Annotated in this window: 9 protein-coding genes; 6 read left to right on the forward strand and 3 right to left on the reverse strand. The window is 53.0% G+C overall.

The genetic code is table 11. The features are described 5' to 3' along the window. Positions 1 to 48 precede the first annotated feature (48 nt). The 3 genes from RUA4292_RS02980 to RUA4292_RS02990 all read right to left on the reverse strand — a co-directional run bounded on the left by RUA4292_RS02980 (position 49) and on the right by RUA4292_RS02990 (position 4,229). Positions 49 to 2,142 carry a DUF262 domain-containing protein gene (locus RUA4292_RS02980; RefSeq protein ID WP_058276230.1) on the reverse strand — a complete coding sequence of 698 codons (2,094 nt, stop codon included), beginning with the start codon at positions 2,140 to 2,142 and terminating at the stop codon, positions 49 to 51. Positions 2,143 to 2,218: 76 nt separating this feature from the next. Further along, on the reverse strand, positions 2,219 to 3,934 hold the full coding sequence (locus RUA4292_RS02985; protein ID WP_058276231.1) for a nuclease-related domain-containing DEAD/DEAH box helicase: 1,716 nt from the start codon (positions 3,932 to 3,934) through the stop codon (positions 2,219 to 2,221). A 70-nt stretch (positions 3,935 to 4,004) separates the two neighbouring features. Further along, positions 4,005 to 4,229: a hypothetical protein gene (locus RUA4292_RS02990; protein ID WP_058276232.1), complete on the reverse strand. Its 225-nt coding sequence runs from the start codon at positions 4,227 to 4,229 to the stop codon at positions 4,005 to 4,007. Positions 4,230 to 4,545: 316 nt separating this feature from the next. On the opposite strand from RUA4292_RS02990, the gene RUA4292_RS02995 reads away from it, so the two are divergent. The 6 genes from RUA4292_RS02995 to RUA4292_RS24905 all read left to right on the forward strand — a co-directional run bounded on the left by RUA4292_RS02995 (position 4,546) and on the right by RUA4292_RS24905 (position 14,923). Beyond that, positions 4,546 to 5,568 carry an MrcB family domain-containing protein gene (locus RUA4292_RS02995; protein ID WP_158506910.1) on the forward strand — a complete coding sequence of 341 codons (1,023 nt, stop codon included), beginning with the start codon at positions 4,546 to 4,548 and terminating at the stop codon, positions 5,566 to 5,568. A 178-nt stretch (positions 5,569 to 5,746) separates the two neighbouring features. Continuing rightward, on the forward strand, positions 5,747 to 6,838 hold the full coding sequence (locus RUA4292_RS03000) for a DNA cytosine methyltransferase (protein WP_233493322.1): 1,092 nt from the start codon (positions 5,747 to 5,749) through the stop codon (positions 6,836 to 6,838). Beyond that, positions 6,798 to 7,235, forward strand: coding sequence for a very short patch repair endonuclease (locus tag RUA4292_RS03005; protein WP_058276235.1), 438 nt, complete (start codon positions 6,798 to 6,800; stop codon positions 7,233 to 7,235). The genes RUA4292_RS03000 and RUA4292_RS03005 overlap by 41 nt, the downstream gene beginning before the upstream one ends. Then, positions 7,222 to 10,347, forward strand: coding sequence for a DISARM system SNF2-like helicase DrmD (drmD, locus tag RUA4292_RS03010; protein WP_058276236.1), 3,126 nt, complete (start codon positions 7,222 to 7,224; stop codon positions 10,345 to 10,347). Before RUA4292_RS03005 ends, drmD begins: the two co-directional genes overlap by 14 nt. Further along, positions 10,344 to 14,669 carry an Eco57I restriction-modification methylase domain-containing protein gene (locus RUA4292_RS03015; RefSeq protein WP_058276237.1) on the forward strand — a complete coding sequence of 1,442 codons (4,326 nt, stop codon included), beginning with the start codon at positions 10,344 to 10,346 and terminating at the stop codon, positions 14,667 to 14,669. Before drmD ends, RUA4292_RS03015 begins: the two co-directional genes overlap by 4 nt. 53 nt (positions 14,670 to 14,722) lie before the next feature. Beyond that, positions 14,723 to 14,923 (forward strand): hypothetical protein, encoded by a 201-nt coding sequence (locus RUA4292_RS24905; RefSeq protein WP_233493323.1) that lies wholly within the window; start codon positions 14,723 to 14,725, stop codon positions 14,921 to 14,923. The last annotated feature ends 33 nt before the right edge of the window (positions 14,924 to 14,956 follow it).

Consider the following 14,956-nt stretch of genomic DNA (forward strand, 5'->3'; position numbering starts at 1 on the left):
CGTTTTCAAGTTCATGGCGAGACTTGCAAACACTTCGATCGACAGACGCTAGCTGCTGCTGGCAATGGAATGAGCTAGCTGAAGTGCAGGAAAGATCTCATCGATTTCGCCTTCGTTTTCTACTCGGCAAACCGTACCGCCGGAGTATTCCGAATACATTATGAATGTCCGATCATTGGCATCGAACATCAACTCCGAAACAGCAGCGCTTTCGCTGTAGTCCAAATCGATCACCAGGCTTAGGCCAGACTTTCTCGGGATCACCTCCAAGAAGAAACGGGGATCGTGATAGCTGATCGATTTGGAACCTGGAAGTTCGACAAGCTCGGGAAAGCGTGATCTCAAGCGAGCTGAAAGGTTCGAGAACAAAGCCCTCGACGCTTTGCTCATCTGAATGTCATCCGGATCTCTCTTGCCTGCGAGCGATTTCTTCTCTTCGAGCTCGACCCTTTCGATCAATTCAAGATCCACGGATAAGCCCGGCCAGACCTGCAATGCCTTCTCCGCCAAGATCACCCCCCTTTGTTCGATTGCTGATACGTCCCAATGGGAACGCTCGCGAATGTCCTTGTTCAACCGTACGGAACTTTCGGAGAAGCCACCCTTGATCGACTTCTTTTCCTCAAAAGACCTATCGCTATAGGTGCTATTGTAGGCGGTAAGCGTCAGGTTCCCCAACCGATGAACCCATGTTTGCTGTTCGTCTTCCCAGTTCTCTCCAAGTGCTTCGCGCCACACGGCGATGAGCTTCGGGTTTTGAGGAAGCACGTGTTCTATTGTGTAATTCTTGGTTGGCGAAGGTTCCTTGGAGCCACTGTTTTCCAAACCCTCTAGGAGGTGAAAGCAAACCCGCTTATAATAGACATCGGTCTCCAACAAAGCAGACCTGAACTCTTTGTCGGATGGGAAAGCGTAGGTCTCCGGCATCCTTGCGAGGTAAACGAGGAAGTTCTCGAAAGGTGTCTCATCGTCGATGCTATAGGCCAATTTGGCGAATTCCATCCCATAGCCCCTGGTTTGCAAGCCGATGAGGGATCTTCTGAGCATGTAGCTTTCGAGTAGATCCAATGCTTCGCAGAACTCGTTTTCGGAAAGAGAACCCAAGCGATCGTAGCAATCGAAGAGCTTCATCACGACAATGGAGAGTACATCGCCAAAGCCGCGCAGGTTCGCCGCCTTGCGGCCGATCCTATCGTTTGGCGTGCCAATCGATTGAGCGGCGTAATACTTGGCCATTCGGTGCAGATCTGACAGCAGGGCTTCGAGTTCCTCTAAGTTCCTTTGCGCACTGCGAAAACGTTGACGAAACGTGAAATAGACCTGATCGGACTTCAGAAGTTTCTTCGTTTGTGAGAGCAATGCCAAATAGTCACGAATGAAGTTGTCGAATGTTCTTTCCGACCCTCGGAAGAGCTCTTCGATCTTTGCCCAATAGTCTTTGTACAAACGGGTCTGGTCTGCTTCTTTTTGCCCCATGAGTACGAAATTTCGGATCAAATCCGATTGACTGAGATCGACACCGGTTGAGTTTAGGCTTTCGAAGATCAGTTGTGGGTCGTCGATGCCTCTTTCGAGTGTCACGTCGACGACGATCAAACGGTTCAATCCTGTATAGACGACATCCGGATCCACGGTCCCCAGCTGGTCTCTGAAAAACTCATAGTTTTCCTTGATGAGTGTCGAGTGATCGGCGGGCAGCTCGTCTCCAGCAAGTAAGGCCTTCAGTGTTTCATCGTCCCGACGACGCAAAACGAGCTTTGCTTCGCGAGCGCCTTCTTCTTGAAGGTTCTTCAAGAAATATGCCTCGATCCGTTTGACCGTTGGGCCGTCCTCGGAGCTGGAAGAACCGACGTTCTGGAGGTGATCACGGAGTGCGATTAAGAGAAGCGTAAGTGTCGTGACGCGCTGCTGCCCGTCGATGAGTAACCATCGCGTGAAACCTGCCGCCGTGTCACCGGTCGCGATGTAGACGACGGATCCGATGAAGTGGCCCGCGAATTCGTCGTCAGCTGCAGCCAGAATGTCATTCCAGAGCTGCTGACAGTTCTCCTCAGACCAACTGTAGTTTCGCTGAAAAACGGGAACCACGAATTGCGTTGCTCCATTTATGATCTTTGCAAACGGCCTGTCGATTGCTTTCATTTTTCATTCCTTGCTTGCGCTTACGCGGTGAATGGCGGTTTTTCGAAACGTCACTGAAGTGGTGGGGCCGTCACCTTCATCCAATGGAAAGGACTTCATCACAGGAGCTCTCCAACCCACATAACACAAGGTGAGATTTCGCTCGTGAGGACCCGACATAGAAAGTGCTTTTCTTTTCGTCTTCTGGCAGGTCGTCCAAGCCCCAGAGAACCAAGACGTCCGCTTCAAGGCCCTTGAAGCGAGCGACCGACTCCAAGACGACGTCACGGTCACCTGTGCCATCGACGTTTTTCCAGTTCGAGCCGCCTGGTAGTTTGAATTTGTTCAGCGAAGTCTCATAATCTTTTCGTTTTCGTCGGTTCCCTATGAGAACGGCGATATCCTTGGGCTCCACCTTTTCGTTGACCATGAGTTTGGAGACGAATTGGTGGATTTCTTTTGCCTGGCGATCGATGTCAGGAGCGTGAATTCTTTCGATGTCGCGACCTTGTAGTTCTGGCGGATCGACGGGGCTACCTGAGTAGAATCGATAGGCAACATCGTGGATCTGAAGTGTGTTGCGGCAATTGGTGGACAGCGTAATCGGTGCGGCATCAGTGGGAAAAGTGCTGGCCCTGTCGTAGACGTTCTGGTTTTCGTCATGAAAGATGTAGAGAGGTGACTTGGTGCCGTCGGTCAACATCATTTCAATTGGAAGCCAGAATTCCTCTCCGAAATCCTGACCTTCGTCGATGACGATTGCATCGTATCGCCGATCCACGATTTCGAGAGCGTAGGCCAGAGCGATTGGATAGTGATCGTCCCAGAGGTCTTTGCCTGGCTCGTCTGCCTTGACTTCGGCTAGGATATCCCTTCCGCTTACCGCATTCGCTTCATCGACGATGCTTTTGCAGAGCTTGTGGAAGCCGAAGACGTCCAAGTTGTCGTTTCCAGCGCAGATTTCTTCGAGGTGCCGAGCGAGTGGGACGTTGTAGCAGGTCAGCAATGTCTTGAAGCCTTCATCAGCGAGGCGCCGCGCTTTCTCCGTTGCCAGAACCGTTTTTCCGGTCCCTGCGCCACCGCTGATGGATACGCGGCGCTGACGTGAAAGCAAGTCCAAGATCTGAAGTTGCCTCTCGGTGAGTTCCAAGCGTTTGCGTTCGTCCTCTGAAATCTGAGCCGAAAAGAGTGGACGTGCCTCGACGACGCGCGCGAGCGTCTTTTCGACAAGCCGGATCCCTCCCGGCCCCAAGGGATCCACTCTTGCACCTTCCTCCCCGGCCGCCCAGAAATCGAATGATTTCAAAAGCCAGTCTTCCAGATGCACGATGTCGCTGCGATCGCCGATGATATCTACCGGCGCAGCTGGTCCTTGTAGGCGCCGCGCATCGTCGACGTCTGGAAAGAACGCTGCATGACCTGCTGCGACACGTTTCAGGCCGAGGCGGCCCCAGTCTCGATTTTCTTTCAGTTTGGAGAGAATGTTGTATTTCGCGTTCGTTGCTTGCTTGAAGGGATCTTTGATCGGGTTTCGCTTGCCGTTTCTATCTATCGAGATCCAAGTCCCACTCGAATAATCGGCTTCAATTCGCCCACCCTTGACTTCGACCACCAGAAAACCCCGGTCGGGGTGACAGATCAGAAAATCGGCTTCCCCGTCACGTGCAACTCCACCCGAACGTGAGATCCAAGCTACGGAATGAAAGACGTGAAAGTCATCCGGCAGTCGAGAGCAGGCTTCGTAGAACTTGACCTCTGCAGCGGAGGTGATGCTTCGAAAATCACCTCGATAATCTGGGTATAGAACCGCCATTTGTTTGACCTCTCATTTTTCCAAACAATGCTGCGCGACAAAAAAATACGCATCAGATCGTGTTTGATAATCAAGTGTTGGACCAATCGACTTGCTTCAGTTCTTCTTTGCTGAACCCTAAAGGTGTTTCTGGAAGAGGATTGGGTTCATACTTTCTTCGCCCATTTTTGCGATTGCGTTTCTTTTCAAGTTCGTACGCCAAGCGATCTTGCGGAGACAATTTTTGTTTGAACTCCGACATGATCTTTCGGCGTTGTTTCCTCGTAGAACCTTTTGGAAATGTCGGAAATTTCATTCGCTACTCCTCTCACGGCAAGTGCGCCATTCTCGACATATCCAATGCGTCGGACATCTAGATACGTATGTAACGGCGACATCTTTCACTCGCTTTATGAGGATATCGGATGTGAAGGAACGTGTCGTTTTCGATTATCCGTCATTCTCTTGCCACTTTTTGTCATTTCCATCCAAAATTGATCCAAATCACTTCAAACCAAAATCAGAAGAAGTATCTGTTTGTAAACGTCATTCATTGGAAACCAAAAATGTGGAAAGATCTCAAGAAAATTTGTGAACTTCAACCAAATTACTCGTCCAAGAATACACCTCGGATGCAACTCAGAGGTGAGGTGTTGCGCGGCCCAGTCAAGGACGCCATCGAGGATCTGGAAACCGTGTTGGCTCCCAAATTGGGGCGTTTCGGGGGCTCCTTCCATGTCGATGCTTCCGACGGTGTCGGTCGTAAGACGGAACTTCCTTGGGTTCGGTTCTGTTCGTCCGAGATGTCACCTCGACCAACTGAAGGTTTCTACTGTGTCATTCACTTCTCTACGGATGGGAGCGCTGTGCACGTGACGCTCAGCTGCGGGTCATCGCGGTTCAAAGGGGGCGAATTCGTCATCTTGCCTGATCGCGAGATCGATGCGCAGACGTCTTGGGCGAGGGCGATCGTCGCCAACGAATTTGGTTCCTTGGAGCCATTCGTCGACGATGCAGAATTCGGTGCTACGAGGCCTTTGCCCAAGGCATTCCAACGCGCAGTAGCGATATCGAAACGCGTCGCATACGAGGATTTGGAAGTGACTGACTTTCCAGATCTCTTCGCCTCTGCGGCTGAGAGGCTCAAAGCCATTTACGATGCGCAATCCACGGGTCGAGATCTCGCACCGGCCGATATGGACGAGGCTGATCTAGAGAAGGCGATCAGCCCAATGAAAATTGGGGGCCGACGTCAGGGGTATGGCCTGCCTGCCGCTGCCAGAAAGGCCGTCGAGCTGCGAGCGATGGACGTGGCTCGGATCGACTTGGAAGGCCGAGGATTCGAGGTAATCGATCGCTCCGCAAATCATTCTTACGACTTCGAGGCCAAGAGACATGGCCTAGTCATGAAAGTCGAGGTCAAGGGCACGACGAGTGATCGAGCCGATGCAATCTTGATGACGCGTAACGAAGTTGAACTGCACAGGACTGAGAAAGGAACGACGAGCCTGATGATCGTCTCGGGAATACGCTTGGACAGAGTAGGGGGCGAGTATTCGGCCAGCGGAGGCACGTTGGAGGCATTGGACAGCTGGGACGTGGATGAGTGGATGCTGGAAGCGACTGCATTCAGAGTTTCGAGAAAGCTCGATTGATGGCAGTGACTGGGGCAAGATAGCAATCAAAACAATGAGTTGGGTTCTTCTTGGGTGTTTGGGTAAGTTGTTGATTGCCGGGGTTGAAACCGGTAGTTTCACTGTAGGTCGTCCGGATGCGGAGAAATCAATCTGAACTCGACATGGGCGCAGAAAAAGAACGACGAGACGAGGATGGGTGACAGAATTGAAGATGCTGGGCGCGATTGATCTCTTTTGTGGTGCTGGTGGGTTGACGTGTGGGCTGAGACGCTCGGGCGTCGACGTGCTCGCTGGCGTCGATGTCGACGAAAAATGTCGGCACGCGTTCGAGGTCAACAACGGCGCCGAGTTCCTCCTGGAAGACGTCAGCCAGCTTTCTGCGGCGAAGTTGCATGAGTTGTTCGACGGTACGTCCATTCGCATTTTGGCAGGCTGCGCGCCTTGCCAACCGTTTTCGACTTATTCACACCGTTACGAAACCGTCGGCACGCCGCGGTGGGGTCTACTCTATCACTTCGCCAGGTTGGTACGGGCGGTAAGGCCTGAAATCGTGACGATGGAAAACGTTCCCTCCGTATCGAAACACCAAGTCTATCATGACTTCGTAGCGACGCTCGAAGACCTGGGCTATCAGGTTTGGAATGCTGTCGTAGACTGCCGTGACCATGATCTTCCTCAGATGAGAAAGAGAACAGTGTTGATGGCGTCTCTATTGGGTCCGATCCAGATTTCCGACCAGAGTGCGCTCGCTCACAAGACCGTGCGCGATGCGATATACGATCTACCCCCACTGGAAAATGGCCAATCAGACGACAAAGACCGATTGCATGTTGCGGCCAAGTTGTCGCCTCTCAATCTTGAACGTATGAGAGTTTCGAAGCCGGGAGGGACATGGCGGGATTGGCCGGAGGAATTGGTGGCGGCTTGCCATCGCAAATCCTCTGGTAAGACCTATCCTGGCGTCTACGCGCGCATGGAATGGGATAAACCTTCTCCAACACTGACGACGCAATTCTTCGGATTTGGAAATGGTCGTTTTGGACATCCAGAGCAGGATAGAGCCATTTCTCTCAGGGAAGGCGCAATCCTTCAAGGTTTCCCACCGAGTTACTCTTTCCTACCTGGAGATGAGCACGTTCAATTCAAAACACTAGGTCGCCTCATCGGCAACGCCGTGCCAGTTGCGCTCGGAGAAACGATCGGTCGCAGCATCTTACAATCCTTGCAACTCGAAGGCGAAGACAATCATGACCAAGCGAAAGAGCCTGGTCGTACCCTCGTCGCCTGAAGCGTCTGAAAGGCTCTCCAGGGTGCGGCAAAGGGATACGTCCGCGGAATTAAGTCTCAGAAAGACACTGCATGCTCGGGGTCTCAGATACCGGGTCGGGGTCAAACTCATCGACAAGCCTCGCCGCGTCGCCGACATAGTGTTTCGGCTCAAGCGCGTCGCTGTGTTCGTAGATGGGTGTTTCTGGCACGGTTGTCCGGAGCACGGATCGACTTCGAAGAGCAACGCGGAGTTCTGGAAGTCGAAGATCGAAGCCAACGTCGCAAGGGACTCAGATACGAACGAGCGGCTCACGCGAGCAGGCTGGAAAGTGATCCGTGTCTGGGAACACGAAGACCCAAACGAAGCGGCCGATAAGATATGCCGCGAATTGGAGAAGACGAATGAATACGATTGAAACGATCACCCCTGAAAACTCGCTGCGCCGAGACTTACCGGAGGTGGGGCAACTCGTGAATGTTCGTCGCAGACAGTGGATCGTAGCCGATGTCGACGTTCGACCGAGTTCCAAGGGTCGCGCACAGCAGAGTCTCGTGAACTTGTCCTCCATAGATGAAGATGCCCTCGGTGAGGAGTTGAACGTCGTCTGGGAATTGGAGCCGGGTGCTGGGGTGATCGAAGGGGCCGGACTACCTCGTTTCAGTAATAAGGTGGACGACGCCGAGACTTTGAACGCGTTCCTGGATGCAGTCAGGTGGGGGGCGGCGACGAACGTCGATCGCGGCTATCTTCAATCACCTTTCAGAAGCGGCGCAAGTATCGAGGACTTTCAACTCGATCCTTTGGTTCGCGCCATCGACATGCCCAGAACGAACCTGCTGATTGCCGATGACGTAGGTCTTGGAAAGACCATCGAAGCTGGGTTGATCATTCAAGAGATGCTCATACGCCACCGCGCGAGGACGATGCTCGTTCTGTGTCCAGCGTCACTGCAAGAAAAGTGGCGCATGGAGATGCAAGAGAAGTTTGGCCTCGAGTTCAGGATCGTGGACTCGGCCTATGTCTCCAAGCTCCGTCGGGAGCAAGGTTTGCACGCTAACCCATGGACGTCGTACCCGCGCTTGATCACATCCATCGACTGGGTGAAGCAGGGCGAGGGTTTGCGGCTGTTCAGAGATGCATTGCCGTCCCGCGTCCAACACCCAAGAAAATTCGATCTACTGGTCATCGATGAAGCACATAACGTTTCTCCGAGGGTCGGGCGCTATGCGGTAGAGAGCCTCAGAACGCGGTTGGTTCGGACGATTGCCCCGCATTTCCAACACAAGCTCTTCCTGACTGCGACGCCACACGATGGCTATACGGAGTCGTTCACGGCTCTATTAGAATTGCTCGACGATCAACGCTTCGCTCGCAACGTCTTGCCCTCGGAATCTCAGCTTTCTCGAGTGATGGTTCGCCGGCTCAAAAGTGACCTCGTGGATGCAGAGGGAAACAAGATCTACCCCGTCCGCAAGCTGGAGGCGCTCAAGGTCGATTACTCCGATGACGAACGCAAAATCAGAAACGTCTTGGACGCATATATAGATGAGCGTGTTCGAGGCGATGGAGGATCGGGAAAGTCGGGTTCATTCGTATACCAGCTGCTCAAGAAACGTCTCTCTTCCTCTCCCGCGGCTTTTTCTGCGACGATCCATCGTCACATTGATACGCTGGAGGGCCGCGTTCGGAAGGACGTGAAACGCGGCAAGTTGGAAGACAGAATCCTGAGGCGCGCAATCGCCAAGTCGATGGAGGATTACGACGACGACGATTTGAGAGACGAAGCGGAGATGAGTGCCATCGACGCGGAGGGGCGGCGCATGCGACCTGCGTCCGACGAAGAGCAAATTTTGCTGAACAAGATGCGCGCCTGGGCTGAAGAAGCGCGCAATCAAACCGACGCAAAGGCGGATGCCATACTCGACTGGCTGGATGCGAACCTCAGGAAAAACGGCGATTGGACGAATGAAAGGGTCATTCTCTTCACGGAATATCGAGCGACGCAGGCTTGGCTCCAAGAAATCTTGGTGACCCGTGGCTTTGGCGGCGATCGCCTCGGTCTCATCTACGGCGGCATGGACGACGACGAAAGAGAGACGGTAAAGGCGGCGTTCCAAGCGGATCCGAAGGATTCGCCCATCCGAATATTGCTGGCGACTGACGCAGCCTCCGAGGGTATCGACCTACAGAACCACTGCCGAATGATGATCCACCTCGAAATTCCTTACAATCCCAACGTCATGGAACAGAGGAATGGTCGGATCGATCGACATGGTCAAAAAGCAAAGGAAGTCTTCATCTGGCATCCAGTGGATGGCGACGGGCGTCATGGCGACGACATCATCATGGCACTGCGCAAGCTGGATCAGATGCGATCCGATATGGGGAGCGTGAACCCGGTGATTTCTCCTCAAGTCCCCGATCTTCTCGAAGGGCGGCTCTCCGACTTCGACTTAACGGAGGCGAAAGCCCGCATTCAGAGCACCAGAAAATACGTCAAAGTCGAAGCAGACATAGCCGTACGCGTGAATAAGCTGCACGAGAGGCTTTCTGAAACGCGATCCGAGCAGAATTTCGAGCCAGAAAACGTTGAACGCGTAGTGCGCACCGCGCTTGCGCTGGCTGAAATGCCCGATCTCGAACCCAAGGCCTTGGATGGGGCACCCATTGGCAGCGTCTTCTTGATGCCGGCTTTGTCAGGTTCTTGGAACCGATGCCTAGAGGGCCTCGAGCATCCTTATACTGGAGAGATGCGGCCAATTACCTTCGATCACGAGATATCCAAGGGCAGAGATGACGTCGTTCTCGTCCACTTGAACCACCGCCTCGTTCAGATGAGTTTGCGCCTTCTCCGAGCCCAGATATGGACTCAAGAACAGACGGAACGGTCTTTGTCGCGTGTCGCGGTAAGATCTCTGCCCGATGCGGAGCTTGCGAAACCTGCTGCAATCGTCGTGTCTCGCCTCGTCGTCGTTGGTGGAAATCACCACCGGTTACACGAGGAACTGACCGAGTCGGGAGGTCAATTGAGCGACCGAGGGTATCGTCGAATAGAGCGCGTATCAGATGTCAGATCGATGCTCGATCGATCGAAGCCAGTTGCGCTGGATGACGCGGAATTGACGAGGTTGAGTAGGCAATTCGATGACGTCAGGGACTCGATCACTGCAACCGTCGAGGCGAGATCCAGAGACAGGGTGCGCAACTTGACCAACACGATCGATAATAGACGAAAGAAAGAAATCTCGGACACCGAGACGCTACTTTCTGAGTTACAGAACTCTCTCGAGATGGAGCTAAAAAAAGACAACGAACCGCAGCAGTTGTCGCTCTTCACCGAAGACGAGCGTTTTCAGCTCACACGTGACAGAGAGGCGTTGGAACAGCGTCTTTCTCGGATCCCTGAAGAACTAGAGGCCGAGACCATGGCGATCGACGCACGACATTCCAACATCACCGACCACACGTTCCCCGTCGCCGTGGTGCTGCTCGTTCCGGAGAGCATGGCCAAAGGAGAAATTCGATGAGCATTAGATTTGACTGGTTGAACCTCATCGAACTGTCCGGGCCATTTCTAGCCGAGCCGGTTTTGAATCAAGCCATGCCAGACGGTTTGGACGCGCTCGAGCGAAACGTCGGTCCTCGATTGAGGTCAGCTTACATAGAATGGCGTGACGCCGTAGATGCTTCCGACCCGCTTCTGGATGCGATCCATTCTGCATGGATCGACGAAGTACTGACGAATGGATTGGACTACGATGAGCAGACGCTTCTGCGAGGCGAAGAGGGCTTAATTGGACCAATTTTGAAGCTCAGCGCGGACAAGTCCAGTCGACTGCCGGACATGGTTCTCGTCGACCCTTCCAAGCCAACTGAGCCTCTATTGCTGATCGGCGTTCATGAACCAGACCTGGATCTGGATGTGACCCAAAAAAAGGACGGGAACATCGCGACGCCAAAAGAGGCGATGGTCAACGCATTACGGAAGTCCGGTTGTCCCCTCGGTTTGGTCACGAACGGAGAGGCATGGACCTTGGTTCACGCCCCTGAAGGAGAAATCGCCAGTTTTGCAACTTGGTATGCCAGAATGTTCGGCCTGGAACGTGACACGCTTAGAGCATTCGTCAGCCTGCTCGAATTGTCGAGGTTCACAGGGCCAGCTTCGGAAAGCCTGCCGGAATTGTTCAACACTTCAAAAGCCCATCAAGGCGACGTCACCGAAGCCCTTGGTGATCAAGTCGCCGATGCCATCGAAGTCTTGATGCGGGCTCTCGATCGTGCAGACCAGGATCGCAACCGCGACCTACTTGCTGACGTCGAGCCGACCACACTCTATGAGGCCGGACTGACATTGATGATGCGCCTCGTGGTGATCTTGTCGGCGGAAGAGCGGGATCTCCTTTTACTCGGAGATCCGATTTACGACGCCAACTACGCCATCTCCAGCTTGCGCGCGCAGCTTTCGGCGACGGACCCGGAAATCCTCGAACGCAGAAACTCGGCGTGGTCCAGGTTGCTGGCCACGTTCAGGCTCGTCCATGCTGGTGTCGATCACCCGGATCTCCGCCTTCCTGCATTGGGCGGCTCGCTTTTCCATCCCGACAGGTTCCCCTTCTTAGAGGGTCGCAAGCGAGGGTCGACCTGGCAATCCGAAGCGGCGGAACCCCTTCCGATCGACGATCGGACCGTTCTGCTTCTTCTCGAAGCCATTCAGAGGTTTCGGGGTCGGACACTGTCCTACCGAGCATTGGATGTCGAGCAAATCGGGCATGTATATGAAGGTTTGCTCGATCAGACAGCGGATCGCGTAACCGGCCTGACCCTGCAGCTCAAAGGTGCGTCCAAGGCAAAGACACCACTCGTCAAACTCGAGAAACTGGAGCGGCTGAACGGGTCCGAACGCATCAAACATCTCGTCGAGGTCACTGAACGATCGGAAGGCGCAATCAAGTCGGACCTCGAGAAATCGCCAGATGCTAGCGATCAGGCAAGGTTGCTGACGAGTTGTCGTGCTGACGCCGACTTGAGGGACCGCATCCTGCCCTACGTACATCTCATCGACGTGGATCCTTGGGGTATGCCCATCGTTCACCATGACGGGGCCATCGTAATCGTTCGGGGCACGGATCGTAGAGAAAGCGGCTCTCACTACACGCCCAAGAGCCTGACCGAGAAAATCGTCGAGGAGACACTGACACCCGTCGTCTATCGCGGGCCGGCCGAGGGGGTCGACGAGGCTGATTGGGAGCTCAAGTCTCCAGCCGAAATCTTGGATCTCAAGATCTGTGACCCTGCCATGGGGTCGGGGGCTTTCCTGGTTCAAGTTTGCCGTTGGCTGTCTGTCAAATTGGTAGAAGCATGGGGTAATGCAGAAGAGCGTGGAGGGTTCGTGGACGCAGAAGGCGCCGTTCACGAAAGCCAGGACACCGTCAAAGATCCGTTGCCGTTGGATATCGAAGAGCGGACGATTGAGGCGCGGCGTCTGATCGCTGAAAAGTGCCTCTATGGGGTCGACATGAACCCCATGGCTGTCGAGCTGGCGAAACTATCTCTTTGGTTGACCACTGTTGCGAAGGGTCGGCCATTTGGGTTCCTGGACCACAATCTTAGATCTGGTGACAGCTTGCTCGGCATCGACGACATCAATCAGGTCATCGAGTTGAATATGAAACCGAAACGCGGCGATCAGCTCAACCTATTCGGTCGCAGTATTCGTTCCGCTGTCGATCAAGCCATCGAGCTCCGAAAGCAACTTAGAGCAACGCCAATTCGAGATGTCGAAGACGTCAAAGCCATGGAACGGTTGGACCAAGAGTCTCGTAGATTACTCGATCTTCCCTTGTTGATTTCAGACGCTTTTGTCGGCTGTATTCTGGCAAAGAAAAAGGGTTCCGCTCTATCGGAGGAGCTTGGTGAAATAGGGGCTCATGCTGACGAGGCAGTTGGTGCAAACCCAGAAGCAGTTGATTTACTCTCGCTATCTTCTCGCCGAGATCTGTCTGTAGATGCTTCAAATCGCAAGCCAAGGATGCCATTTCACTGGCCGCTAGAGTTTCCAGAAGTTTTTGAGCGCGAAGACGGCGGATTCGATGCGTTTATAGGAAACCCTCCGTTTCTTGGCGGACAACGGATAACGGGAATAATGGGAACCGTATACCGCGATTGGCTGGTAGCATTTATTGCTGAAGGACGAAGAGGATCGGCGGATCTAGTTTCGTATTTCTTTCTTAGGGTTGCGGCTTTGCTCCGTGATGAAGGAAGTTTTGGACTGCTGGCGGTGAATACGATCTCTGAAGGGGACACTCGCGAAGTTGGTTTGGATGCGATTCTAGGCCAGGGATTTACGATTTATGCCGCTTATCCGAATGAAAAGTGGCCTGGATCGGCAGCAGTTGTAACTAGTAGGGTACACGCCCGAAAAGGGGACTGGAATGCAAATGCGATCTTACTTGGAAAAGAAACGCCATATATTTCAGCGCAATTATCGGACGATACGAATTGGACGCCTGTTCCACTGAAGTCCAATCAAAGTCTAGCGTTTCAGGGGTGTTGTACGCGAAGTACAGGTTTTATCATCCCGGAAGACCTAGCGAGAGAAATGCTCTCTAGCGACCCAAAAAACTGTGATGTAGTTTTTCCTTATCTGAATGGTCGTGATCTTAATTCCGATCCATTTCAGAAAGCAACTCGTTGGGCAATTAACTTTTGGGACTGGTCTGAGGAGCGTGCAAGTAAATATGAAGTACCTTTCAGTTATGTTGCTGAAAATGCAAAGCCAGATAGATTTCGAAAGAAGGCGAATGGGCAGTTCGCATGCGCAGAACCACTCAGGAGAGAGTGGTGGCTGTACGAGGGCAAGAGATCAGGCTTGTTTCATGCTATCGGTCGCGGTCATCATTTCGAGAAGCATCCCGAAGGATGGGTGCCAACTAGCAATAAACTTGATAGAGTTCTAGCGCTTACCCGAGTGAGCAAAACACTGGCTTTTTGCTTGGTCGACGCGAGGTCTGTTTATTCAGACCAAACGATCATTTTTGCTACTGATGATCATGCTACCCTTTCACTCCTGCAGTCTTCTATACATTCAGTCTATGCTTGGCAGCATTCTTCCAAACTAAAGAATGATCTTAGATACTCGCGATCTGATGTCTTGGAAACTTTTCCATTTCCGCGTCATGTCGTTGCAAATGACATGAGAGACTTGGGAGCGGCGCTGGAAAAAGAGCGCAACTCCATAATGGTTTCACAGGAAATTGGGCTGACTAAATTATATAACTCCATGCACAGTCAGGACAAAAATAGTGTTCGTCTTCAAGACATGCGAGACCTACACGCCTCAATAGACCAGGCTGTTTTGGCATCCTACGACTGGTCAGATATTGAACTGGAGCACGATTTTCATGCGGTTCCCTACCTTCCCGAGAGCGACCGAATTCGCTTTACAATTTCAGAAGGGGCGCGTCGCGAAATTCTCCGACGCCTCGCAGAACTAAATCGCGAACGATATCAAGAAGAAGTCGAGCAGGGATTGCATGGCGAAGCGAAAGAGAAAAAGAAATCTTCGCCAAAACGCTCCAAAGCCGTTGCAACACCCGCCGAACCGACGCTGCCTCTAGATGCGCCAGAACCTTCGGCCAAGAAAAGCCCACCGAAACGAGATGCCATATTGTCGTTTTTGAAGAACCGACCCGGGCGCCACGGCAAGGCCAACATCTTTCAATCGGTTCGTATGACCTCATCCGAATGGAAAGAGGCCATCGACGAGTTGGTTTCGGAAGGACTGGTCTCTCAACAGGGCACGGCCCCCAATTTCAGCTACTCGATTTCGGAAGCTCAGAAGAATGACTGATTCAACGAAACCAAACTCACGTACACCCTCGGCTTGGCTTCTCTCTGGTGCGGATGCCCAATCCACGGAATTCACTTACCGCTTTGACCTTCCAGCTGGGGGAAGGTCAGCCATCGACGATGGCGACTGGGTTCTCGTACTTGATGGTGCGCGGATACGCCAGATTGGCCGGATCGCTCGTGTTCGACGAAATCGTGAGGGGATCACCATTCATCTCGACCGAAGCGCCAAAACCGATAGCGGACCGGATGTGACGTCGCTTGGTCTTACTGTGCCGACGGCCCCAC

Source organism: Ruegeria atlantica (assembly GCF_001458195.1).
GTDB lineage: Bacteria > Pseudomonadota > Alphaproteobacteria > Rhodobacterales > Rhodobacteraceae > Ruegeria > Ruegeria atlantica.